The sequence below is a fragment of the Streptomyces sp. WAC 06738 genome, assembly GCF_003945505.1.
In the GTDB taxonomy this organism is placed as follows: domain Bacteria; phylum Actinomycetota; class Actinomycetes; order Streptomycetales; family Streptomycetaceae; genus Streptomyces.
Genome location: NZ_CP029618.1, coordinates 2,048,902 through 2,069,476 on the forward strand (window position 1 = coordinate 2,048,902; position 20,575 = coordinate 2,069,476).

At 74.1% G+C, this 20,575-nt stretch carries 21 protein-coding genes and 1 pseudogene; 9 read left to right on the forward strand and 13 right to left on the reverse strand.

All coding sequences use genetic code 11. The features are described 5' to 3' along the window. Positions 1 to 147 precede the first annotated feature (147 nt). Positions 148 to 579, forward strand: a complete 432-nt coding sequence (locus DMB38_RS08620) for an SseB family protein (protein WP_125934669.1) — start codon at positions 148 to 150, stop codon at positions 577 to 579. Between the two features lie 12 nt (positions 580 to 591). On the opposite strand, the gene DMB38_RS08625 is transcribed toward DMB38_RS08620, so the two are convergent. From DMB38_RS08625 to DMB38_RS08650, 6 genes are all read right to left on the reverse strand, one after another. Beyond that, on the reverse strand, positions 592 to 966 hold the full coding sequence (locus DMB38_RS08625) for a DUF6221 family protein (protein ID WP_240662061.1): 375 nt from the start codon (positions 964 to 966) through the stop codon (positions 592 to 594). A 156-nt stretch (positions 967 to 1,122) separates the two neighbouring features. Then, the gene (locus tag DMB38_RS08630) at positions 1,123 to 1,569 is read right to left on the reverse strand and encodes a hypothetical protein (RefSeq protein WP_125934671.1); all 447 of its coding nucleotides are present in this window, start codon (positions 1,567 to 1,569) and stop codon (positions 1,123 to 1,125) included. A 148-nt stretch (positions 1,570 to 1,717) separates the two neighbouring features. Continuing rightward, entirely contained in the window at positions 1,718 to 2,482 is a 765-nt protein-coding gene (locus DMB38_RS08635; protein WP_125934672.1) for a potassium channel family protein, read from the reverse strand. After that, positions 2,479 to 3,276: a family 1 encapsulin nanocompartment shell protein gene (locus DMB38_RS08640; protein ID WP_125934673.1), complete on the reverse strand. Its 798-nt coding sequence runs from the start codon at positions 3,274 to 3,276 to the stop codon at positions 2,479 to 2,481. The genes DMB38_RS08635 and DMB38_RS08640 overlap by 4 nt, the downstream gene beginning before the upstream one ends. Beyond that, a complete protein-coding gene (locus DMB38_RS08645; protein WP_125934674.1) occupies positions 3,273 to 4,325 on the reverse strand; it encodes a Dyp-type peroxidase in 1,053 nt (350 codons plus the stop codon). The genes DMB38_RS08640 and DMB38_RS08645 overlap by 4 nt, the downstream gene beginning before the upstream one ends. Positions 4,326 to 4,445: 120 nt before the next feature. Next, positions 4,446 to 4,820 carry a DUF6401 family natural product biosynthesis protein gene (locus tag DMB38_RS08650; protein WP_125934675.1) on the reverse strand — a complete coding sequence of 125 codons (375 nt, stop codon included), beginning with the start codon at positions 4,818 to 4,820 and terminating at the stop codon, positions 4,446 to 4,448. 196 nt (positions 4,821 to 5,016) lie between these two features. On the opposite strand from DMB38_RS08650, the gene DMB38_RS08655 reads away from it, so the two are divergent. After that, positions 5,017 to 6,036 (forward strand): glycoside hydrolase family 6 protein, encoded by a 1,020-nt coding sequence (locus DMB38_RS08655; protein ID WP_125934676.1) that lies wholly within the window; start codon positions 5,017 to 5,019, stop codon positions 6,034 to 6,036. A gap of 88 nt (positions 6,037 to 6,124) precedes the next feature. Here the strand turns inward: DMB38_RS08655 and DMB38_RS08660 are convergent, their stop codons facing one another. Together DMB38_RS08660 and DMB38_RS08665 are read right to left on the reverse strand one after the other, a co-directional pair. Next, positions 6,125 to 7,939, reverse strand: coding sequence for a 2TM domain-containing protein (locus DMB38_RS08660; protein ID WP_125934677.1), 1,815 nt, complete (start codon positions 7,937 to 7,939; stop codon positions 6,125 to 6,127). Between the two features lie 404 nt (positions 7,940 to 8,343). Then, complete coding sequence (locus tag DMB38_RS08665; protein WP_125934678.1) at positions 8,344 to 9,036, reverse strand: haloacid dehalogenase type II; 693 nt, start codon at positions 9,034 to 9,036, stop codon at positions 8,344 to 8,346. Positions 9,037 to 9,350: 314 nt separating this feature from the next. On the opposite strand from DMB38_RS08665, the gene DMB38_RS08670 reads away from it, so the two are divergent. Then, the gene (locus DMB38_RS08670) at positions 9,351 to 10,361 is read left to right on the forward strand and encodes a lytic polysaccharide monooxygenase (RefSeq protein ID WP_125934679.1); all 1,011 of its coding nucleotides are present in this window, start codon (positions 9,351 to 9,353) and stop codon (positions 10,359 to 10,361) included. 235 nt (positions 10,362 to 10,596) lie between these two features. On the opposite strand, the gene DMB38_RS08675 is transcribed toward DMB38_RS08670, so the two are convergent. After that, on the reverse strand, positions 10,597 to 11,154 hold the full coding sequence (locus DMB38_RS08675) for a TetR/AcrR family transcriptional regulator (RefSeq protein ID WP_240662063.1): 558 nt from the start codon (positions 11,152 to 11,154) through the stop codon (positions 10,597 to 10,599). 141 nt (positions 11,155 to 11,295) lie between these two features. On the opposite strand from DMB38_RS08675, the pseudogene DMB38_RS08680 reads away from it, so the two are divergent. The 3 genes and pseudogenes from DMB38_RS08680 to DMB38_RS08690 all read left to right on the forward strand — a co-directional run. After that, a pseudogene (locus DMB38_RS08680) lies at positions 11,296 to 11,556 on the forward strand (nuclear transport factor 2 family protein); the annotation flags it as partial. A gap of 148 nt (positions 11,557 to 11,704) precedes the next feature. Continuing rightward, the gene (locus tag DMB38_RS37445) at positions 11,705 to 12,064 is read left to right on the forward strand and encodes a heavy metal-associated domain-containing protein (protein WP_125934680.1); all 360 of its coding nucleotides are present in this window, start codon (positions 11,705 to 11,707) and stop codon (positions 12,062 to 12,064) included. 3 nt (positions 12,065 to 12,067) lie between these two features. Beyond that, positions 12,068 to 12,595 carry a DUF1772 domain-containing protein gene (locus DMB38_RS08690; protein ID WP_125934681.1) on the forward strand — a complete coding sequence of 176 codons (528 nt, stop codon included), beginning with the start codon at positions 12,068 to 12,070 and terminating at the stop codon, positions 12,593 to 12,595. A gap of 15 nt (positions 12,596 to 12,610) precedes the next feature. Here DMB38_RS08690 and DMB38_RS08695 read toward each other — a convergent pair whose 3' ends face one another. Both DMB38_RS08695 and DMB38_RS08700 read right to left on the reverse strand, forming a co-directional pair. After that, positions 12,611 to 14,227, reverse strand: a complete 1,617-nt coding sequence (locus tag DMB38_RS08695; RefSeq protein ID WP_125934682.1) for a carbohydrate binding domain-containing protein — start codon at positions 14,225 to 14,227, stop codon at positions 12,611 to 12,613. A 426-nt stretch (positions 14,228 to 14,653) separates the two neighbouring features. Continuing rightward, positions 14,654 to 15,265 carry a MarR family transcriptional regulator gene (locus DMB38_RS08700; RefSeq protein ID WP_240662065.1) on the reverse strand — a complete coding sequence of 204 codons (612 nt, stop codon included), beginning with the start codon at positions 15,263 to 15,265 and terminating at the stop codon, positions 14,654 to 14,656. A gap of 95 nt (positions 15,266 to 15,360) precedes the next feature. Here DMB38_RS08700 and DMB38_RS08705 point away from each other — a divergent pair, with 95 nt between their 5' ends. The 3 genes from DMB38_RS08705 to DMB38_RS08715 all read left to right on the forward strand — a co-directional run bounded on the left by DMB38_RS08705 (position 15,361) and on the right by DMB38_RS08715 (position 18,204). Then, the gene (locus tag DMB38_RS08705) at positions 15,361 to 16,797 is read left to right on the forward strand and encodes an MFS transporter (protein WP_125934683.1); all 1,437 of its coding nucleotides are present in this window, start codon (positions 15,361 to 15,363) and stop codon (positions 16,795 to 16,797) included. 115 nt (positions 16,798 to 16,912) lie between these two features. Next, positions 16,913 to 17,710 carry a thymidylate synthase gene (locus DMB38_RS08710; protein ID WP_125934684.1) on the forward strand — a complete coding sequence of 266 codons (798 nt, stop codon included), beginning with the start codon at positions 16,913 to 16,915 and terminating at the stop codon, positions 17,708 to 17,710. Beyond that, on the forward strand, positions 17,707 to 18,204 hold the full coding sequence (locus DMB38_RS08715) for a dihydrofolate reductase (RefSeq protein WP_125934685.1): 498 nt from the start codon (positions 17,707 to 17,709) through the stop codon (positions 18,202 to 18,204). Before DMB38_RS08710 ends, DMB38_RS08715 begins: the two co-directional genes overlap by 4 nt. 229 nt (positions 18,205 to 18,433) lie before the next feature. Here the strand turns inward: DMB38_RS08715 and DMB38_RS08720 are convergent, their stop codons facing one another. Then, a complete protein-coding gene (locus tag DMB38_RS08720; protein WP_240662066.1) occupies positions 18,434 to 19,342 on the reverse strand; it encodes a DUF4232 domain-containing protein in 909 nt (302 codons plus the stop codon). Between the two features lie 234 nt (positions 19,343 to 19,576). Continuing rightward, positions 19,577 to 20,560: a hypothetical protein gene (locus tag DMB38_RS08725; RefSeq protein WP_125934686.1), complete on the reverse strand. Its 984-nt coding sequence runs from the start codon at positions 20,558 to 20,560 to the stop codon at positions 19,577 to 19,579. Positions 20,561 to 20,575: the final 15 nt, after the last annotated feature.

Below are 20,575 nucleotides of genomic sequence, written 5' to 3' on the forward strand. Positions count from 1 at the left end.
TCCGGGCCGCGCGCACACCCGGAACGGCTCCGTCACCCGCTCCGGGAGTGACAGCGGCGGCACGTTCGACGCTGTACGGGGTAGGCAATGCCGCGGGCGGGCCGGAAGGGACTGCGCGCCGCGGCACACCGGAGGAAGCGAAGGACCATGACCGAGGCACCGCAGGGGAGCGACCCCTCGACCACTCAGCGGGCGCTGGAGGCACTGGCGACCGACGCCAAGGACCCGGCGGCGCTGCACGCGCTGGCCCACAGCGAAGTCCTCGTGCCCGTGCCGGACGAAGGACCGGGTCAGCAGGAGGAGAGCGCGGAGCAGGAGCGGGCCGGCGCCGAGGAGAGCATGATGCTGCCGGTGATGGAGCAGCCGAACGGCGACCGGCTCGTGCCCGTCTTCACGTCCGAGTCCCGGATGGGGTACGCGCTGCCCTCCGTCGACAAGTACCGCAAGCTGCCGCTGGTGCTGCTGGCCAACGCCTGGCCGTCGGACGAGGTGTATCTGACCATCGACACCGGCAGTCCCGGCGCGCTGACCCTGAGCGCCGCGGGCGTACGCACCCTCCTCGGCCGCTCCGGCGGCTGACCCCGCCACGCCCTACGGCACCGGCGGCGGGCGCCACGCCTCCCGGTACCCGGGGTGGCGCTGGAACGGCAGCGCCAGCGTCGCCACGACGTGGATCACCGCCGTCGCGCAGCCGTCCAGCCGGGCCGCCTCCAGCGCCTCGGCCGGCTCGACGCCGAGCCCGGCGGCGGACCGCTCCGCGATCCTGCGGCCCGCCTCGTCGGCCATGAGGGTCCACCGCTCGCAGTGGTCCACGACGGCCTGCTTGGCGTTCAGCTCGGCGACCTCGCGCTGCCAGTGCTGCAACCGCTGCTCGACGGCGGTCCTGCGCTGCTCCGCGTACCGCTCGCGGAGGAACGCGACCAGATCGCGGGCGCGGTGGGCCGGCTCGTGGAAACCGTTGTTCATGTCTGCGGCGCTGACGGTGCACACCTCCACACGACGGGGCTCCCGTTGTTCAGCGTCGCCGCGTGGAAAGGTGTCACACCGTACCGGCCGGAGCGGGCGCTTCCGCAGGGGGGAGCGGAGGCGCCCGCCGCCGGGGCCGCCGCGGTCCGCGCAGCCTCAGACGAGCGAGCGGGACCGGTCGGTGCACAGCGCCCAGATCACGAAGACGCCGATGGCGATGTTCACGATCGCCCACACCGGCAGGTACGGCAGCCACGCGAAGTTGGCGATCACCGCCAGGGCGGCCAGCGCGACGCCCAGCAGCCGGGCCCACTCGTTGCCCATGAGGATGCCCAGGCCCGCCGCGGCGACGACGACGCCGAGTATCAGGTGGATCCAGCCCCAGGTCGTCAGGTCGAACTTGAACACGTAGTCGCCCTGCCGGGCGTACACGTCGTCGTGGGCGATGCCCGCGATGCCCTGGAACACGGCGAGGACGCCGTACACCAGCATCATCACCCCGGCGAACACCGTGCCCCCTGTCGCCCAGGGGCTGCCGCCGCGGTGCGGTGGGGTGGGGCTCGACGACGTCGTGCCGTGGGAGGAGGCGGTGGGGGAGGTCATCGGAACACACTCCTTACCGAGGGCCGCCGGGGGGTGGCCAGGAGTCCCAGCATCACGCCGCGGCCCGGGGCGGACGATCCCGTGACGGCCGTACGGGTGAACGCCCCGTGGCCCCGGCGCCGCACGCGCCCGGGCCCCGCGCCTCGCCTCAGGCCCGCCCCGTGCCCCGGCCGGCGCCCCCGTCCGGCCGGCCGCCGCCCGGCCCCGTACCGCCGCCGCGCCGCCGGTCGCCGTGCCGCCGCCCGCGCCGCCCCCGGCCGTGCCGCCGCCCGTCCGGCGTCTGCCGCTCCCCGAGCGCCCGGCGCAGCCGGCGGCTCAGCGCGGTCGCGGCGGCGGTGAGGAAGATGAAGCCGTACGTGATCTGCCCCATCACCAGGATCCTGGCCGTCTGCCCCTGCGCGGTGATGTCGCCGTAGCCGACGGTCGCCACGGTCGCGACCGTGAAGTAGAGCGCGTCGACCCGGGTCCGCAGCCCGTGGAACTCCCCCGACTGCCGGGCGATCGAGCTGTACGCGGCGGAGAAGACGAGGAGCGAGGCGATCATCAGCAGCGGGATGGTGACCCCGGGCCTGGCGTGCGGCACGTCCATCAGCACCGCCCGGATCTCGCGGAGCAGCAGCAGGGTCACCGCGCCCAGCGCCAGCACGAAGAGCGTCCAGCTCAGCTCGGGCCGCTCCGCGCCCAGGAGATGCAGGGGCAGCAGGAAGTACGCGACGACCATGATCGCCACGGGTACGGCCTCGCGCAGCCAGGGGAGCAGCGGATCCCGGCGGCGGCCCTGCGCGCGGGGGTCCCGGTCACCGCCCCCGGCGCCGTCGCGGCCCTCGCCCCGGGCGCCGTCGCGGCCGTCGCCCCGGGCGCCGTCGCGGCCGTCGCCCCGGACGTCGTCGGCCTCGTCGCGCCCGTCCTTCACGCCCGTAGGACGACGATCGCCTCGTCCGTGTACGTCAGGAACGTCAGCGTCTCGTGCAGGTAGAGCTGCACCGTCTTCGCGTCGTGCGCGGTGTACCCGATGGCCAGGTCCTCGCCGAGGCGCAGCTCGAAGTCGCCGCTGCGGGTGGAGAGCGCGAGCCCGCCGGTCATCGCCGGAGCCCAGATCAGCTCGCCGTCCAGCAGCCGGGAGATGTGCTGCGCGACCGGATAGCCGTGGTCGGCGGTCTCGCTCACCGCCGTGTACGCGTCCGCCCCCAGCAGCAGCGAGTACGGGCCGTCCACCCCGGCCAGCCGCAGCGCGGAGAGTGCCCGGCTGACGGTGTCGGGGTAGTCGCGGACCTCGGCGGGCAGGCTCAGCTCGGGCAGCGAGCTGCGCGTGCGCAGTCCCTCGACGCCTGCGGCCGCGTACCCGTCGGCGATCATCCGGTCCTCGGCGAACGCTGCGGTGCGGGCGGCGTCCTTGACCGGCTGCCAGTCGGAGTCCCGGGAGCCGCGCTCCACGTCGTCCACGGCGTCGCGGCTGACGGTGAACGGCACCCGCAGCTCGATCAGCGACTGCGCCGCGCGCAGCCGCGCCGTCGCACCGGGCGCGGGCGGGGCGATCTCCTCCAGGTGCCCGGTGCCGACGGCGGCCAGCTCCGGGCCCTCGGGCCCGGTGACGTCGACGACGCGACGGCCCGCGACATGGCGGCGGAAGGTGCGCCGGGCCTCCTCCTCGATCTCCGCCCAGGCCGCCTGGGTGATCGGAGCGAGTTCGCGGTGCAGGTTGTTCATCGTGCGGGTGCTCCTTTGAGGCCGCCGATCCCCAGCGAGCCGTCACCGGCGCCCTGCGGGTCGGGTACGGGGGCCGGGGCGACGGGGTCCGCAACGGCGGCCGCCGCCGCGCCGAGGGCGGCCGGCAGGGCGGGGAGGTCGTCGAGGAAGCCGGCCGCGGGGGCGAAGAACAGGCAGCCGGTCACGGCCGTGGAGAAGTCCAGGATCCGGTCGTACGTCCCGGGCGGGCGGCCGAGGAACATGTTCTCCAGCATCTCCTCCAGCACCCCGGGCTCGCGCGCGTAGCCGATGAAGTACGTGCCGAACTCGCCCTCGCCGACGGAGCCGAACGGCATGTTGTCCCGTACGACCTGGCGCTCCTCGCCGCCGGGGCCGGTGATCGTGTTGAGCGCGACGTGCGAGTCCTCCGGCTGCACGCCCTCCGGCAGCTCGGTGTTGCCCAGCTTGGTGCGCCCGATGACCCGCTCCTGCTCCTCGGTGCTCAGCGCCTCCCAGGCGTCGAGGTCGTGCACGTACTTCTGCACCATCACGTAGCTGCCGCCGGCGAACCGCGGGTCTTCGGGTCCCGTGAAGACCGCGGCGCCGGCGGCCCGTCCGACCGGGTTCTCGGTGCCGTCGACGAAGCCGAGCAGGTCGCGCATGTCGTAGTACTTGAAGCCGTGCACCTCGTCGGCGACCGCGACGGCGTCGCCGAGCCGGGCGCGCAGCCGTCTGGCCAGCTCGAAGCAGAGGTCCATGCGCCGGGAGCGGATGTGGAAGAGCACGTCGCCGGGGGTGGCGACGGCGCGGTGGCGCTCGCCCGCCAGCTCGCGGAACGGGTGCAGCCCTGCCGGGCGCGGGCCCTGGAAGAGCCGGCCCCAGACGGCGGCGCCGATGCCCGCGACGCACGTCAGATCGTCGTCGGGGGCGCCGAAGCCCACGGCGCGCTGGAGCGCGGGGAGGTCTTCGAGGACGTCGCGGATCGTGTCCTCGCCGCCGGGCGCGACGGTGACGACGAGGAACACCGCGGCGGTGGCGGGCGGGGCCAGCACGGGCTGGGGTTCGGGCACGGTCCCTCCTGGTCACGGGGGCATTCGTGACGATACGGGACACACAGGACAGCGCAATCCGGCGGCGGGCCGCGTTCACCCGCCCGTGCGGCGGGGAGTCGTACGGGGGACTTCGCCGGGTCAGCCCGACAGGAGGTCGTACTCGCGGATCAGCCAGCAGACCGCCGTCAGCCGCAGCACCGCGAAGTCGTAGCCGACCGGCTCGCGCCAGTCGCTCTCGGCCAGCACGTCGGTGAACCCGACCACATAGTCCGTCAGATCCTCGCGGCGCATCCGCTGCGGCGCGCAGACGCGCTCGATCCGCTGCGGCAGGAGGTCGTGCCAGGGACGGCGCTGCCGGGGCACGATCGCGTCGCGTACGGCGGCCGCGTGCTGGTCGACGGCCGCGACGAGCCCCGGCTCGAAAGCGAACTCCGACAGCCGGGGCAGGTACCTGGCGGCGACGGCGGTCAGCGGGCAGCCGACGGCTTCATCCCCGGGTCCTCCCACGTTCACCGGTCGACTGTAACCCGGATCCCGCGGGCCTCCCGTCGTGAGGTACGTCCCACGCGCCGTCGTCCCGCGCGCGGGCGGTGTTTCCAACCCGGCGGTCCGCCACTATGCTCCGGCAGCGCATGGGAGCGCTCCCAGAACCGCACACCTCCCACCCGGAGACCCCCGTCTCCGGCAGACGCGACAAGGACGGACCACCATGCGCGTACGCATCCTGCGCCGATGGCGCCGCACCGCACTCACCGGCCTCCTCGGCGCCGGCCTGGCCCTCGCCGGCCTCGCCACCGCGGCACCGGCGGCCCCGGTGGCCCCGGCGGCACGTGCGGCCGAGCCGGACTCCGGGGCCGCCGCCGCCCCGCACGCCTCCGCCGCACTGCCCGGCCCCCTGTACGTCGACCCCGACTCCCAGGTCCGGCGGTGGACCGCGGCCAACCCCGGCGACTGGCGGCAGCCGGTCATCGCCGACCGCATCGCCTCCCAGCCGCAGGCCCGCTGGCTCTCCCAGTACAACCCCGGCACCGTGCAGCAGGAGGTCGCCGGCTACATGTCCGCCGCCGGCGACGCCCTGCCCGTGCTCTCCGTCTACGGCATCCCCAACCGCGACTGCGGCGGCGCCAGCTCCGGCGGCGCCCCCGACCTCCCCTCGTACCAGAACTGGATCCGGCTCATCGCCGCCGGCCTCGGCGACCACCCCGTCGTGATCATCCTGGAGACCGACGCGCTCGCCCTGGAGGACTGCCTCGACCAGGCGGGCCGCGACGCCCGGCACGCGGCGCTGGGGGAGGCCGTCACCACCCTGAAGGCCGCGGGCCCGCAGACCCACGTCTACCTCGACGGCGGCCACTCCGCCTGGCACTCCCCCGGCGACCAGGCCGCCCGGCTGGCGGCGTCCGGGGTCGCGGAGGCGGACGGCGTGTTCACCAACGTCTCCAACTTCCGCACCACGGCGCAGGAGGTGGCGTACGGCAAGCAGATCCTGGCCGCGCTCGGCGACCCGGACCTCAGCCTGGTCGTGGACACCAGCCGCAACGGCAACGGCTCCAACGGCCAGTGGTGCGACCCCTCGGGCCGCGCGCTGGGCGCGGAACCGACGCTCACGACCGGCGACGACGCCGTGGACGCGCTGCTGTGGGTCAAGCCGCCCGGCGAGGCGGACGGCTGCGCGGCGCGGGCGGGGCAGTTCGTCCCCGACCTGGCGTACGCGCTGGCGACCAACTGAGCCCGCCTGCCACCGGCCGGCGTTCAGCCGGGCCGGTCCGGGGCGGCCGCCACCGACCCGGACCGGACCCGGCCCTCAGGGGTGGCCCTCAGGGATAGATCAGCGGCTCGTAGCCCGCGCGCACGTCGGACTCCGAGGACTTGACGTACACCTCGGACGGCGGGCCGGTGTCGACGCCGTAGTACGTGTACTCCAGCACGGCCGGGCAACTGGCGCCGCCGATCTCGACGGTGGTCTTCTTCGCCAGCTTGCCGGTGCGCAGCTCGTAGACCCGGACGGGGATCTCCCGGTTCTTGAAGGCCACGTTGACGGAGCCGCCGATGGCCAGGTCGTCCTCGTACGGGCAGTTCGCCACCGTGGCGCCGTGCTTCGAGGAGCCCGCGCAGATGATCGCCACCGCGTCCTTGGGGTCCTTCGCGAGCCAGGAGGACGGCAGCTTCGAGCGGTGCTTGCCCTGGCCGATGAGCATCGCGCGGTGCGGTCCTTCGCCGCGGTAGGGCTTGGCGCCGCGGTACGGGGCCGGGTTGTCGCAGTACGCGGGCTTCTCTCCGTACTCGCCGGGCTTCAGCAGGCCGCGCACCTTGTCGAGCTGGATGGCCAGGTCCGCGCGCTCGACCCCGTCCTTCGCCGCACCGGCCAGCTCGCTGTCGGGGTACTCGTCGAGGAGCTGCTCGTACTGCGTGCGGGCCTGCTTCCAGGTGTCGTCGGCCATCAGCGCGTCGCCGCAGTCGACGATCGCGGCGGGCGCGACCTCGGGCACGACGTCGGCGGCGCGCGCCAGGCCGTCGTCCCCGGTCTCATGGGCGCCGAGCCAGTCGGTGACCTCCTTGGTCTGGCAGGCGTCGTCGGTGGGGAGCGCGCCGAGGAACCCGTCGAGCGCCTTGTCGACGTCGCCGCTGCGGTCCTCGCCGCCTTCGGCGTCGCCGCCCGCGTACTCGTCGAGGACGGTGGCGAGATGGCCGAAACCCGCGCTCAGCGCGTCGGTGTCGCCGGTCAGTCCGGCGTCCAGCTCGTCCTCGGCCTGGGCGAGGAGGAGGTCGGCCCGGCGGCCGGCGGCGCCGTCCCAGAGCGCGCCGGGGTGGTCGGCGTACGCCTTGAGCGTGCGGGCGCCGCGTATGCGGTCGTCCTCCGCCTGGCGCTCGGCCTTGAGCAGCAGCTCGCACGCCTCGGTGCCATCCTCGGCGCGGGCGGTCAGCGGGGCGTCGGCGAGGCGGTGGCCGAACCAGAGTCCTTCGAGGTCGGAGACGGCCTGGGCGCATTCGCCCGCGCGGTGGGCGTCGGCGGCGTTGCCCTCGATCCGGGAGGCGTCGAGGCGCAGGGCGGTGCAGGCGAGGAGGACGGGAGCGGCGACGAGGAGGGCGATGAGGCGGTCGCGGCGCACGTTCGCGGGGAGGACGGGGGGTGCGGAGGGGGGCGGGGGCGCGTCGGCGGGCTCGCGCTCCGCGGCGTGCGCGGCTGCGACGGGCTGCGCGGGCTCCGCCGGCTGTACCTCCGTGGCCTGCGCGGACGCCTCCGGCGCGGCGGCGCCGCGGCGGGGCAGGCGGCCCCCGGCGAGATACCAGCCGTGCACGGTGACGCCTATCCACCACGCCAGCACGACGGCCTGGAACCATGCGTTCCGTCCGGCCGTCGCCAGCAGGATGACGAGCATGACCGACACGCCCGCGGCGCCGAAGGCGATCCGCGGCCTGCGGAGCATCCCGTAACCGATGCCCAGCAGCGAGGCGTTGGCGAGCCCGACGGCGTACGGGTCCCTGGCCCGTACGGGCACGGGCGCCAGCTCGAACACCGGGCGGTCGGGGCCGAACGCGAGGATGTCGGGTTCGGTGGGCTGCTGCCCGGAGCCGGCGCCCCGTTCGGGTTCGGCGGGCGGCTCGCTGGGCATCGGGGGAAACGCTTCCATCGTGATCCCTTTCTCGGGCGAGCCACCGGCGGGCCGTCCCCATCTTTCGGCACCGGAGCCGGGAGGGGTCCCGGAACACCCGCCCCCCGGCGGGCACATGAGCCGCCAGGGAGATCGTGGCCCATCGCGGCCCCGCCGAACAGGCAGAACCCGGCCTTGCCGCGGGTCACGGAAGCGCACCCGGCGCCGCGCGCCCCTCACGGGGCGGGTGCGCCGAGTGGGACCTGTGAGGACTTGCGGAGTGCGCTTGCGGCGGCGTAGGAGCGACGGCGGATGTGCCGCAGCGCGCGCTGCGGCACATCCGCCACCCGGCTGCCGTCCGGTCGCGGGTATGCCCACCGTCTGCGCGCTACGGGCCCACCCGTAGCGCCACGCCTTTCCGCCGACGCGCCCCGCCGTGCGCCCTACTGCGCCGTCAGTGCCCGGACGAGGCCGTCCATCCCGTCGAAGTGCCAGTCGAACGCGTCCGTCGCCGCCGGGGGATCACCGGCCGGCCGCGGGACGTACGCCGTCCGCAGCCCGTTCTCCTGCGCCGCCCGCAGGTCCCAGGCGTGGGCGGCGACCATCAGCACCCGCTCGGGCGGGCAGTCGGCGGCTTGGGCGGCGAGCCCGTAGACCTCGGGCGCCGGCTTGTAGGCCCGTACCGCCGCGCCCGACAGAGCCTGGTGCCAGCGCAGCCCGCCGTGCGCGGCGAGGTGGAGCAGCGCGGGGCCCGAGGCGTTGGAGAGCCCGGCGACGGGGAAGCGCCGGGCGATGCGGTCGAGTCCGGCGGCGGAGTCGGACCACGGGGGCAGCCGCCGGGTGGCGGTGGCCAGCCGGGCGACGGCCGCCGGGTCGGTGACCCCGGCGCGTGCGGCCACCAGCTCGGCGGCCTCGCGGTCGACGGTCTCGCTGTCGGCGTACGGGCGCTCGCCCCGGGCCATCCGCGCCTGCTCGGTCTCGACGTGCCGCTGCCACAGGGCGAGGAGTTCGCCGGCCGCCGTGTCGTCGGCGGCGGGCGCGGCGGCGCGGATCTCCGCGCGCAGCCCGCCGGGTTCGTCGACGAGCGTGCCGAGGACGTCGAAGACGACGACCTGGGCGTCGCGGATCTCGGGCATGTGTCTCTCCTGTTCACGGCGGGCTGTCGTGATCGGCAACAACGCCGCCGGCCGGTCCATGCCCTCAGGAGGGGAAGAGATGTCGACACGCGGGCGCACATTCCGTTTACAGCCGTGTAATCCCGCGCTACCGTCAATGGGAGCGCTCCCATTGACCTGTTCACGACGAACGTGAGACCCCCTGCCAGGTCGGTCGCCCGCCCCGGCCCCGGGCCCGAGCCCCGTGCTCCGGGACGGCCCGGCGGCCCGGCACGCGCACCGAAGTCGCGGGCTCTCGCGTCAGCGCTCAGGGAGAACCCGAAGGAGACCAGACCATGGCTGTCCAACGACTCGTCCGCGCCGCACGATCACTCCGGCTCCGGCGCACGCTCGCACTCGCCGGGGTCGCGGGCGTCGCGACCGCCGCGCTGGCGGTGCCCACACCCGCGTCGGCCCACGGCGTCGCGATGGTGCCCGGCTCGCGCACGTTCCTGTGCTACAAGGATCTGATCGCGAACAGCTCCACGCAGATGCCGCAGAACCCGGCGTGCAAGGCGGCGGTGCAGTCCGCCGGCACGACGCCGCTGTACAACTGGTTCGCCGTGCTGGACTCCAACGCCGGCGGGCGCGCCCAGGGCTACGTACCGGACGGCAAGCTCTGCAGCGCCGGCGACCGCAGCCCGTACAACTTCTCGCCGTACAACGCGGCCCGCACCGACTGGCCGCTCACGCACCTCACCTCCGGCGCGAACATCAACCTCCAGTACAGCAACTGGGCGCACCACCCGGGCCGGTTCGAGGTCTACATCACCAACAACGGCTGGAGCCCGTCCAAGACGCTGGCCTGGGGCGACCTGACGCACCTGCAGACGGTCACCAACCCGCCGCAGGCGGGCGGCGCGGGCTCGGACGGCGGGCACTACTACTGGAACCTGCAACTGCCGCAGCGCAGCGGGCAGCACATGCTGTTCATCCAGTGGATCCGCTCGGACAGCCAGGAGAACTTCTTCTCCTGCTCGGACGTCGTCTTCGACGGCGGCAACGGCCAGGTCACCGGGCTGACGCCGGGCGCGATGTCGGCGGACGAGGTCAAGGCGCTGGGTGCGGGCCAGGAGAACACCAAGGCCGACCCGGTCAAGGGCGCGCACGGCGACCACGGCGCGGCGGCGCCGCAGGCGCAGGCGGTGGAGACGCTGAACGAGGGCGAGTCGAACCTGGCCGCCTCGTCCGACGACTCCTCGGCGGTGCTGCCGGCGGCGCTGGCGGGCGCGGGCGCGGTGATCTTCGCGGGCGGCGCACTGGTGTACAACCAGCGCCGGAACGGCCCGGGGAGGCAGCAGGCCTGACGGCCGCGACGGGGGCGGCACGGACGGCGGCGCCGAGGGGCGACGCCGCGCGGGGCGGGCGAGCACGGGGGCGCCCGGCCTCGCGAAGGGCCCCCGCGGCCCGGGCCGACGGGCCCGGGCCGCGGGTCGTACCCGTACGCACCCTCGGGGCGCTAGAGCTCCGCGTCCGCTTCCGCCTCCGCCCCGTGCAGCCGCAGCACCCCCACGCGCAGCGCTTCCGCCGCCGCGGCCGGGGTCATCCGGCCCGCGGCGACCTCCGCCCCTGCCGCGTGGCCGAGGGCGACGGTGGCGGCGGCCAGCCAGTGCGGCTCGGCGTCGCGTGCGAACTCCCCCGACTCCTGGCCGCGGCGGGCGATCCGCTCCAGCCGGTCGGTGATCGGCCGGTGCTGCTCGTCCTCCTGCCGGCGGTCCGCGGGGGCGGCTCCGCGTGCCGGAGGCCGGGGTAGCGGTCGGCGATCTCCCAGCTCACGTCGAGCAGCCGCAGCAGACCCGTGGCGGCGGGGAGTTCGTCGAGGCGGGCGGCGTCGAGCGCGGCGTCGGTCTCCGCGGTGACGCGGTCGAAGACGGCGGACAGCACCTCGTTGCGCGAGGGGTAGTGGGCGTAGACGGTCTGGCGGGTGACGCCCGCGGCGGCGGCGATGGCCTCGACGCTGGCCTCGGGCCGCTCGCCGAGCAGCCGGACGGCGGCGTCGACGATGGCGGACCTGCTGCGCTCGGCGTCGGCGCGGCGGCGGCGCGGGGCGGGCCGGCGGCCCGCGGACTCGGCGGGTCCGCCGGATTCCTTGGACGGCAAAGTCTTACACCTTGTCAAAGTTATCTCGGGCGCTATATCTTACGGAGTGTAAGAGATAGCGCCTGCGGGTGCCAGGCCGCCGTGCGCGCGGGCCCGCCCGCCACCGGGGGGAGCGAGATGACAGACACAGCCCGCCAGTTCATGACGGAGTTCTTCACCTCTTTCACGCGGGAGATCACGGCGGACGGCAGCGACCCGGGCCCGGTCGTCGACCGGTACTACACGCCGGACATCGTGCAGACGGCCGACGGGATCCGCATCGACCGGGAGCGGCTGGTGGCGCACATCCGCCCGGTCCGCAAGAACCTGGCGGACTTCGCCTTCGAGGTGCACGAGGCGCTGCGGGACGGGGAGCGGATCGCCGCCCGCTTCACCATCCACGCCACGGACCGCAGGGGCCGGCGGACGGCCACGGAGGTCCATCTCTTCGGCGAGCTGGCCCCGGACGGCCGGATACGCAGGACGCACCAGCTCAGCAGGACCATCAAGGACCCGGGGCGGACGGGAGGAGCCCCCGGGGGGAAGAGACGGGCAAGGAGGGGGACGGCTCGTGATCGAGACCCGTCACACCGTGCTGGGCATGGTGTGCAGCCACTGCGCGGCCATCGTCGGCGAGGAGATCGGCCGGATCCCGGGCGTCACGGACGTGCGCGTGGACATAGCGGCCGAGACCGTGGTCGTACGGGCGGACCGCCCGGTGCCGCGGGCGCACATCGACACCGCCGTGGAGGAGGCCGGCTACACCCCGGCCCCGCCCCCGCCCGACGCACCCGGCACCGCCCCGCCTGGCGCCACCCCGCGCGACACCGGACCACCCGGCACGGCACGGCCTGGCACCGCCCCGCCCGGCACCGCCCGGCCCCACGCCGCGCCACCACCCGCCGAACCGCCCCCGACGCCACGGAGTTAGCACGTGCCCATCCGTATCCTCACCGCCGTCGCCCTGCTCTCCGCCGGGCTGCTCGCCGGCGCATTCGGCTACGGCGCGGTGAACCTCGGCCCGACGTTCGACGCCGTGCCGCTGGAGACCCGCCTGTCGTTCCACGCCGAGTTGATGAAGATGAACTCGCCCGTGATGCAGACGGCGATGACGCTCACCGCGCTCAGCGCGCTGGCCCTCGCCGCGCTGCACCGCGGCCGCGAGCGGCTGCTCGCCGCCGGGGCCGCGCTGCTGGCGCTGGCCTCGTTCCTCATCACCCGGTTCGGCAACGTCCCGATCAACTCCGACATCAAGAAGTGGGCCGCCTCCTCGGCCCCCGCGGACCACGCGGAGATACTCCGGCGCTGGGATCTGTACAACAACCTGCGGACGCTCACCGCGGTCGTCGCCTTCGCCCTGCTCATCACCCTCGCCCTGCGCCGTCGCGCCGCACGCCCCGCGGACGCGGCGGACGCGGCGGCACCCCCGGAGCGGACCCCGGGGGTGCCGGCGCACTCGTAGCGGTGTGCGGGTGGTTCAGCCGGTGAAGCCGGCGGTGATGCGGGTGAACTCCCAGTTCGGACGGTCGCGGTTGACCGCCCAGAAGGCCATCCGGCCGATGTGGTGGGAGTTGGCCCAGTCGCGGATCTGGGTCCAGATCTGCGGCGTGGTGACCTCGCCCACGTCACTGGTGTTGTTCATGCCCGAGATGCCGATGTGCGCGTACGCCTCGGCGTCGCTCCAGCCGAAGACGGAGGTGAGTTTGGCCTTCAGCCCCTCGGTGGCCCGGACGGTGTTGCCGTACATGTCCGCGTGGCCGCCGAAGTTGAACGGCATGATCGTGAAGTTGTCGACGTCCGCCTGGAGGGCGTGGGCCCGCTCGATCAGGCGGTTGCCCCAGGAGTTGGGACCGGTGTTGAGGGTGGGGAAGGTGAGGATGGTCCGCAGCCCGGGGTTGTTCTGCTTGACGATCTTCAGCGCGGTCAGGATGCGGTCCTGCACCGCGGGGTTCTCGAACTCGTCGGTGTTCTCGATGTCGACGTCGATCGCCTTCAGGTCGTAGGCGTCGATCACCTTCTGGTAGGCGCCGGCCAGCGCTTCGGCCGTCGAGCAGTTGGGGCCCAGCTTGTTGCCGCTCCAGCCGCCGATGGACGGGACGACGTCGCCGCCGGCCGCGCGGATGGCGTTGATGCTGCTCTGGTCGACGCCGCCGGTGAGCGGACGCTGGCTGTCCCACGCCGGGTTGCAGCCGTTCTGGGCGAGGATGAACGCCATCGTGTACCACGTGACGCCGGTCGCGCTCATCACCTCGGTGGGGCTCGGCGGGTTGCCCCAGCCCAGGTAGAGGTACGGCGCGGCCTGGACGAAGGCAGGGCTGCCGCCGCCGTCCTTGCCGGTCGTGGCGCGCACCGCGGCGGTCGGCGGGGAGGCGTTGCCGGCCCGGTCCCTGGCGCGGACGGTGAAGGCGTACTCGGTGCTGGGCGTCAGCCCGGTGACGGTGGCGGTGGTGCCGGTCACCGTGGTGGCGAGGGTGCCGTCGCGGTAGACGTCGTAGGCGGTGACGCCGACGTTGTCGGTGGCGGCGTCCCAGGCGAGCGAGACGGAGGTGGCGCTCGTGCCGGTGACGCGGGGGGTGCCGGGGGCACCGGGCGCCTCGGTGTCGGGCTCGCCGCCGGGGCCGTCGAGGCTGATGTCGTCGGCGTGGTAGGTGCCCTGGCCGTACCAGCCGTGGACGTAGACCTCGGCGCTGGTCTGGTTGGCGCCGGTGGTGAACGACGCGGTCAGCTCGGTGTAGTCGGCGGCGGAGGCCGTCCAGGTGGCGTTGCCGCCGGTCACCCCGAGATAGACGTACCCGCCGCGTACCCAGCCGGACAGGGTGTACGTGGTGCCGGGCCGGACGGCGACGGTCTGGGCGCAGCGCGCGTTGCTGCTCGCGCTCGCGGCGCCGGCGAGCGCCTTGGTGCCGCTGTGCACGGGGCTGCTCACGACGGAGCCGGCCCCGTCGGCGCACGTCCAGTTCGCCAGGCTGCCGGACTCGAAGCCCGGGTCGTTCAGCAGGTTGGCGGCCTGTGCCGGGGCGGGCAGGGCCACCGCGCCGGCGCCGGCGAGCAGCGCGGCGCTCAGGTAGGCGACTAAGCGGTTTCGGATACGCACGGGTCCTCCCAGTGCGGTGGGGTGGGCGCCCAGGGCCGGTCGAGGGCGGCGCCGGCATGGGCATGCATGACGCGAGCATGACATTTCCAGCGGCCGGGGATGGGGCCGCCTCGAACAGGGAGGGGGTGTGGAGCTATTGGTCTGGACCTATTACCGGATTGAAGCCGAGCCTCCCCACGCCGTCAAGCCCCCGGCCGCACGGGTCAGGTGACCGCGGCAGAGAGCCGGCGTTCGGCGGGGCCATCGCGGGACACGTCCCGGTTCAGCCTCCGAGCCGGTGCGCGAGCTGGAGCAGATCGGCCACGCGCGGCACCCGTCCGCCGAAGCCCGGCAAGGGGACGCGGTCGCCGCCGCGGGCCGGGCGATCCTGACGAGTCGTCAGCGATGGACGACCCCGAAGCCGGTCCACACGAGTCTCCGCCCCCGTCAGGCCCCGGCCCCCTCCGGGGCGCCGCCGTCGGAGGGGCTCGCGGGACCGGCCCCGCCCACCCCGCCCGCCTCGCCTGCCCGGTCCGGCCGGTCCGGCCCGCCGCCGGAGAGCTGCTCCACCTCGGCCGCCCACTCGTCGACGTGCGCGACGAAGTCGTCGACCATCCGGTGGAACAGCTCCGCGAGCGTCCGCAGATCCTCCGGCGACCACTCCGCCAGCGCCCCCTGCATCCCCCGGCACGCCACCGCGCGGATGCGCCCGATCGCCTCGCGCCCGGCGTCGGTGAGCTGGATGCGCTGCGCCCGGCGGTCGTCCGGATCCGGGACGCGGGACACGTACGCCGCCTTCTGCAACTGCTGCACCTGCCGCGTCACGTGCGACGCCTCCACCCCGAGCCGGTCCGCCAGCTCGCCCAGGCGCAGCGGCTCGGAGTCGTCGATCTGCCGCAGCAGCGCCACCGCCGCCCGGTCGAGCGGCACCTCGGCCAGCGCCATCAGCCGGTCGTGCTGCCGCGCCCGGCTGCTCAGATAGGCGATACGGCTGAGGGCACGCTCGATCTCGGCCACGTCCGAGGAGACGTGGGTGGCTTCAGGCGGCCGGACAGACATGGGGATCACTTTAACCTTAATTTGCTTGACTCAACTAAGTATCACATGCTTGCGTAAGTCAAGTAATCCACTTCCCGTCGCAGGAGTCCACCCCGATGACAGACACCGCCACCACGGTGGCCGAGGACGGCCGCGCCGCCCGGCCGGGACAGTCCTCAGGACCCGGCCTGACGCTGCTCGCGCTGGCGTCCGCCGGGCTCGTCGTATCGCTGCAGCAGACGCTGGTGCTGCCCCTGCTCCCCCAGCTCATGCAGACGTTCGACATCTCGGTCGCCGCCGTCTCGTGGGTCTTCACCGCGACGCTGCTCGCCGGGGCGGTCGCCACACCGCTGCTCTCCCGCTTCGGCGACATGTACGGCAAGAAGAAGATGATCTCGGTGACGATGGGCCTGCTCGTCACCGGCTCCGTCATCTGCGCGATAGCCGACTCGCTCGCCCTCCTCATCGTCGGCCGCGCGCTCCAGGGCACCGCCGCGGCCGTCATCCCCCTTGCCATCGGGATGATCCGCGACTCCTACCCGCGCGAGAAGGTCACGACGGCCATCGGCGTCGTCAGCGCCACCCTCGGCGTCGGCGGCGCCGTGGGCATGCTCGTCACCGGTCTCATCGCCGACAACACCGACTCCCACCACCCGGTCTTCTGGATCGCCGCCGCCATGGCCGCCGTGGGACTGCTCTTCGTGCTCTTCTGCACCCGTGACTCCGGCCGCCGCGCCGGCGGGCGCCCCGACCTCATCGGCGCCGCCCTGCTCGGCGGCTGGCTGGTCAGCCTGCTGATCGGCATCAGCCAGGGCAACTCGTGGGGCTGGACGGACGCCCGCATCCTCGGCCTCTTCGCCGCCGCGGTCGTGCTGTGCGCGGTCTGGGTGGCCGTCGAACTGAAGATGCGCGAGCCGCTCGTACGGCTCCAGATCCTCGTCGGCCCCAAGTCGCTCTCGGCCAACCTCGCGTCGCTGCTCCTCGGCTTCTCGATGTTCGCCGCCTTCACCCTGATCTCGAACTTCATCCAGACCCCCGAGGCCGAGGTCGGCTACGGGCTCACCGGCTCGGTGCTCGACGTCGGCCTGTACATGCTGCCGAGCACCCTCACCATGCTGGTCTTCTCCGCGCTCTCCGGCCGCATCGAGGCCCGGATCGGCGCCGCCTGGACCCTCGCCACCGGCTCGGTCATCGCGGGCGTCGCGTACGCCTGGCTCGCGCTCATGCACGACTCCGCGCTCGACATCATGATCTTCAGCGGCATCCAGGGCCTCGGCATCGGCATCGCCTACGCGGCCCTCGGCACGCTCGCCGTCCAGCACGTACCCATGGACCAGAGCGGCATCGCCAGCGGGATCAACTCCCTCGTGCGCACCGCCGGCGGCAGCATCGCCAGCGCCGCGACCGCGGCCGTGCTGGCGGCGCAGGTCATCGACGGCACCGAGGTGCCGACTGTCGACGCGTACGTCCTGTGCTTCGTCATCGCCGGGCTCTCGGCCGGCGCCGCGGCGGCCATCGCCGCGGTGCACGGGCTGCGGCACGGCCGCAAGTAGCGCGTACGGCCCCGGGCGCCCGTTCCGTACGGCACCCGGGGCCGGCCCCGCCGCCGGGCGGTGGCGGGGGCTCCGTTTCGCGGTCCGCCTGGTGGGCGGCAGTAGACTCGCCGCTGTGGCGGACACCCAGTACGAAGACCTGTTGCGAACCGTGCTCACCTCCGGGACGGCCAAGGCCGACCGGACGGGCACCGGCACCCGGAGTGTCTTCGGGCACCAACTGCGCTACGACCTCGCGCAGGGCTTCCCGCTGATCACCACCAAGAGGGTGCATCTGAAGTCCATCGTGTACGAGCTGCTGTGGTTCCTCCGCGGCGACTCCAACGTCGGCTGGCTCCAGGAGCACGGCGTCAGCATCTGGGACGAATGGGCGGGACCGGACGGCGAACTGGGCCCGGTCTACGGCGTCCAGTGGCGCTCCTGGCCCACCCCCGACGGCAGGCACGTCGACCAGATCAGCGACGTGCTCGACACCCTCCGCCGCAACCCCGACTCGCGCCGCATGATCGTCTCCGCCTGGAACGTCGCCGAGCTGGAGAACATGGCGCTGCCGCCGTGCCACGCCTTCTTCCAGTTCTACGTCGCCGAGGGCAGGCTCTCCTGCCAGCTCTACCAGCGCAGCGCGGACCTCTTCCTCGGCGTTCCGTTCAACATCGCCGGCTACGCGCTGCTCACGCACATGGTGGCGCAGCAGACCGGCCTCGAACCCGGCGACTTCATCTGGACCGGCGGCGACTGCCACATCTACGACAACCACGTCGACCAGGTGACGGAGCAGCTCTCGCGCACGCCGTACGAGTTCCCCGAGCTGCGGCTGCGCCGGGCGGAATCGCTCTTCGACTACGCCTACGCGGACGTCGAGGTGGTCGGCTACCGGCACCACCCGGCCATCAAGGCCCCGGTCGCGGTGTGAACGTAGGGCTCATCTGGGCGCAGGCGCGCGACGGCGTGATCGGCGCGGACAACGGCATTCCGTGGCGCCTTCCCGAGGACATGGCGCACTTCAAGGCGACCACCCTCGGCCACCCGGTGGTGATGGGACGCAGGACCTGGGACTCGCTGCCGCCGCGGTTCCGCCCGCTGCCGGGCAGGCGCAACGTCGTGGTGACGCGCGATCCCCGGTGGGCGGCGGAGGGCGCGGTCGGCGCCGGGTCCGTCGACGGGGCGCTGGAACTGGCCGCGGGTTCGCCGGGCGTCACGGCGGTGTGGGTGATCGGCGGCGGGGAGGTCTACCGGGCCGCGCTGGGGCACGCCACGACGCTCTCGGTGACGGAGGTCGACACGGAGGTGGCGGGCGGCGACACGTACGCGCCGGTGCCGGGACCGGAGTGGCGGGTCGCCGAGGACGGCGGCTGGCAGCTCAGCAGGTCGGGCCTGCGGTACCGCATCCGTACGCTCACGAGGTGACCCCGGACCGCGCGCACCCGGCGCCGCGCACCGGCCCGCTCACCCCGAAACGCGCCACCGACCCCGCCCACCGCCCCCGCACGCCCGCCCAAGGGTAGGCGCCTCCTCTGACATCTCGCGCAGCCCACGCCCCTCCGGGGGCATCGCCGCCGCGGCCCCGCGGCGATGTCACAGCGCGCGGCTACCCTTGGGCGGGCGTGCGGGAAGAGTCGGGAAGAGATGGTGCAGGTCAGTCGGTCTTCTGCCAGGCGCCGACGCCGAGTTCGCCCGTCGTGCCGAGGTCCAGTTCCGGCGTCACCGTCACCGGTGCGGCATCGGGCTTCGCCCACAGCCGTACGTACGGGACGTCGACCGCCTCGCCCGCCTCGACCGTGTTGCGCCACACCAACTGCGTCGATGCCCGCTCCCCCGGCTGCAGCGCCAGCGGCCGCGGCGGGGCGTCCGCGCCGGTGCCGGCGGCGATGGCGGCGCCGCCGCGGCGGATGCGTACGCCGGTGACCTCCGCGTGCTCCTCGTCGAGGAGTTGCACGCGCGGATAGCCCTCCAGCCGGTGCACCTCCGTGCCGCAGTTCTCCAGGTGCAGCCCGACGACCCGCAGGCCCATCGCGGCATCGCCCTCGTCCGCGTACAGCCGCACCCCCGTCGGCGGGCACGGACCGCCCGTCGACGGCGCCTCGTCCGCCGGGACGCTGCGCACCTCGCCGATCTGCACCTGGGCCCCGCGCCCGCCCGACATCGCGGCGGTGACGTCCGCCTGGTCAGGCACCGTACGGCCGGCCGGGACCGACTCCACGATCTTCTCCGGGTGCGCCAGCACCTCGCCGGAGGCGGTACGGACCTCGAAGGCGACGGTGTACGTCATCGCCTCCGACCCGCGGTTGGCGATCTCGAACTCCACCCGCACCGGCTCCGCGGTCTCCGGGTTCGTGTGGACGCGGGTGACGGTCACGCCGTCGACCTCCACCGGGGTCGGGTTGCCCGGCGCGGTCGGGGCTCCGGCGTCCACGGTGCCGTCCGCCGGCTCGGTGCCGCAGCCGGCGAGCAGCAGTACGGCGGCGAGCCCGAGGGCGAGGGCGCCGGCCCGGGGGCCGGCCTGACGTGTACGGAACGGCCGGGTGGCACGGGTGGCGGGGCGCATCCGCCCAGTTGACCAGGGCGGATGCGCCGCGGCCGTGACGGGGGTCACTCCGTCGGCCACAGCACGGTCACAGTTCCGCGCCGCGGACCGGCCCCGTGGCTCAGCACTGACCGGCCCCGGGCTCAGCCACAGACCGGCCCTGTGGCTCAGCCAGGGACCGGAGCCGGACCGGGGAGACAGCCCGCGGCCCGACCGCGGACCGGGCTCCCCCCGACCGCGGACCCGCACCCCCGCTCAGCCCACCGGCACGCGCGCCAGCCGCAGTTCGTGCGCCCCGTCCGGGCGCGCGGCCTCGAAGTAGAGGTGCCACGTGCCCTCGGCCACCACCGCGTCGACGTAGCGCACCGAGCCCGTGCCGTACGGGACGGCCGCCCACGGCCCCTCGGTGCTGAGCCGGTGCCAGGTGCGCAGGTCGTACGAGACCGCGAGGCCGCAGTTCTCCTCGTAGTTCTGCTCGTGGGAGGCGATGCCGTCGTAGAAGCCGAGCCAGCCGGCGCCCGGGCCGAGCGGGACGGCGGAGTTGAGCCGGGTCTGGTACGCGTCCCAACCGCTGCCGGTGGGCATGGCCTCGCCCTGCCAGGCGAAGGTCGCGCCGCCGTCGAGGGAGAGGGCGAGACCCGTGGGGTGGGTGGTGACGCCGGTGTTGAAGACGTCGGCGGTGGCGTGCGCGCGGTCGGCGTCCGCGGCGGCGATCCCGGCGGCCGCGTAGCTCGCGAAGAGGTAGGTCACCGGGCCGTGCCGGAGTGTGTACGGGTCCTTGACGCCCTCGGTGCCGGTGCCGGCGGCGGTGAGCGCGGGGCGGGCCCCGGCGAGGTCGAAGGCGTCGGGCGCGGCGGCGTCGACGACGTCGATGCGCCAGCGGGAGTCGGCGGGGTCGACGTAGCAGAGATAGAGCTGATAGCCGCCGGGGGTGGGCAGCAGGCTGAAGCGCTCCATCGAGTCGGTGCCCAACTGCCGGCTCTCCACGCTCCACACGTCGGTGAAGTCCACCCCGTCCTCGCTCACCGCGACCGCGCACCGCCAGCCGCGTTCGCCGTCCGGGTGCCCCCGCGGCCGCCGTCGCCGGTACGTCATCAGCCACCGCCCCCGCTCGGGCTCGTACAGCACCCCGGGACAGCCGGTCCAGTACCCGGCTTCGGGAGCCTCGGGCAGCATGACGACCTCCCCCTGCGCGGGGTCGAAGGCGGGCAGGGGCGCGCTGATGCGGTGGGTCGGCATGCTGATCAGCCTAGG

Bases quoted from the DNA above. Each gene is read 5' to 3' on its own strand.
- DMB38_RS08620 (WP_125934669.1), top strand. From the start codon at position 148: ATGACCGAGGCACCGCAGGGGAGCGACCCCTCGACCACTCAGCGGGCG.
- DMB38_RS08625 (WP_240662061.1), bottom strand. From the start codon at position 966: ATGAACAACGGTTTCCACGAGCCGGCCCACCGCGCCCGCGATCTGGTC.
- DMB38_RS08630 (WP_125934671.1), bottom strand. From the start codon at position 1,569: ATGACCTCCCCCACCGCCTCCTCCCACGGCACGACGTCGTCGAGCCCC.
- DMB38_RS08640 (WP_125934673.1), bottom strand. From the start codon at position 3,276: ATGAACAACCTGCACCGCGAACTCGCTCCGATCACCCAGGCGGCCTGG.
- DMB38_RS08655 (WP_125934676.1), top strand. From the start codon at position 5,017: ATGCGCGTACGCATCCTGCGCCGATGGCGCCGCACCGCACTCACCGGC.
- DMB38_RS08660 (WP_125934677.1), bottom strand. From the start codon at position 7,939: ATGGAAGCGTTTCCCCCGATGCCCAGCGAGCCGCCCGCCGAACCCGAA.
- DMB38_RS08665 (WP_125934678.1), bottom strand. From the start codon at position 9,036: ATGCCCGAGATCCGCGACGCCCAGGTCGTCGTCTTCGACGTCCTCGGC.
- DMB38_RS08670 (WP_125934679.1), top strand. From the start codon at position 9,351: ATGGCTGTCCAACGACTCGTCCGCGCCGCACGATCACTCCGGCTCCGG.
- DMB38_RS08700 (WP_240662065.1), bottom strand. From the start codon at position 15,265: ATGTCTGTCCGGCCGCCTGAAGCCACCCACGTCTCCTCGGACGTGGCC.
- DMB38_RS08705 (WP_125934683.1), top strand. From the start codon at position 15,361: ATGACAGACACCGCCACCACGGTGGCCGAGGACGGCCGCGCCGCCCGG.
- DMB38_RS08720 (WP_240662066.1), bottom strand. From the start codon at position 19,342: ATGCGCCCCGCCACCCGTGCCACCCGGCCGTTCCGTACACGTCAGGCC.
- DMB38_RS08725 (WP_125934686.1), bottom strand. From the start codon at position 20,560: ATGCCGACCCACCGCATCAGCGCGCCCCTGCCCGCCTTCGACCCCGCG.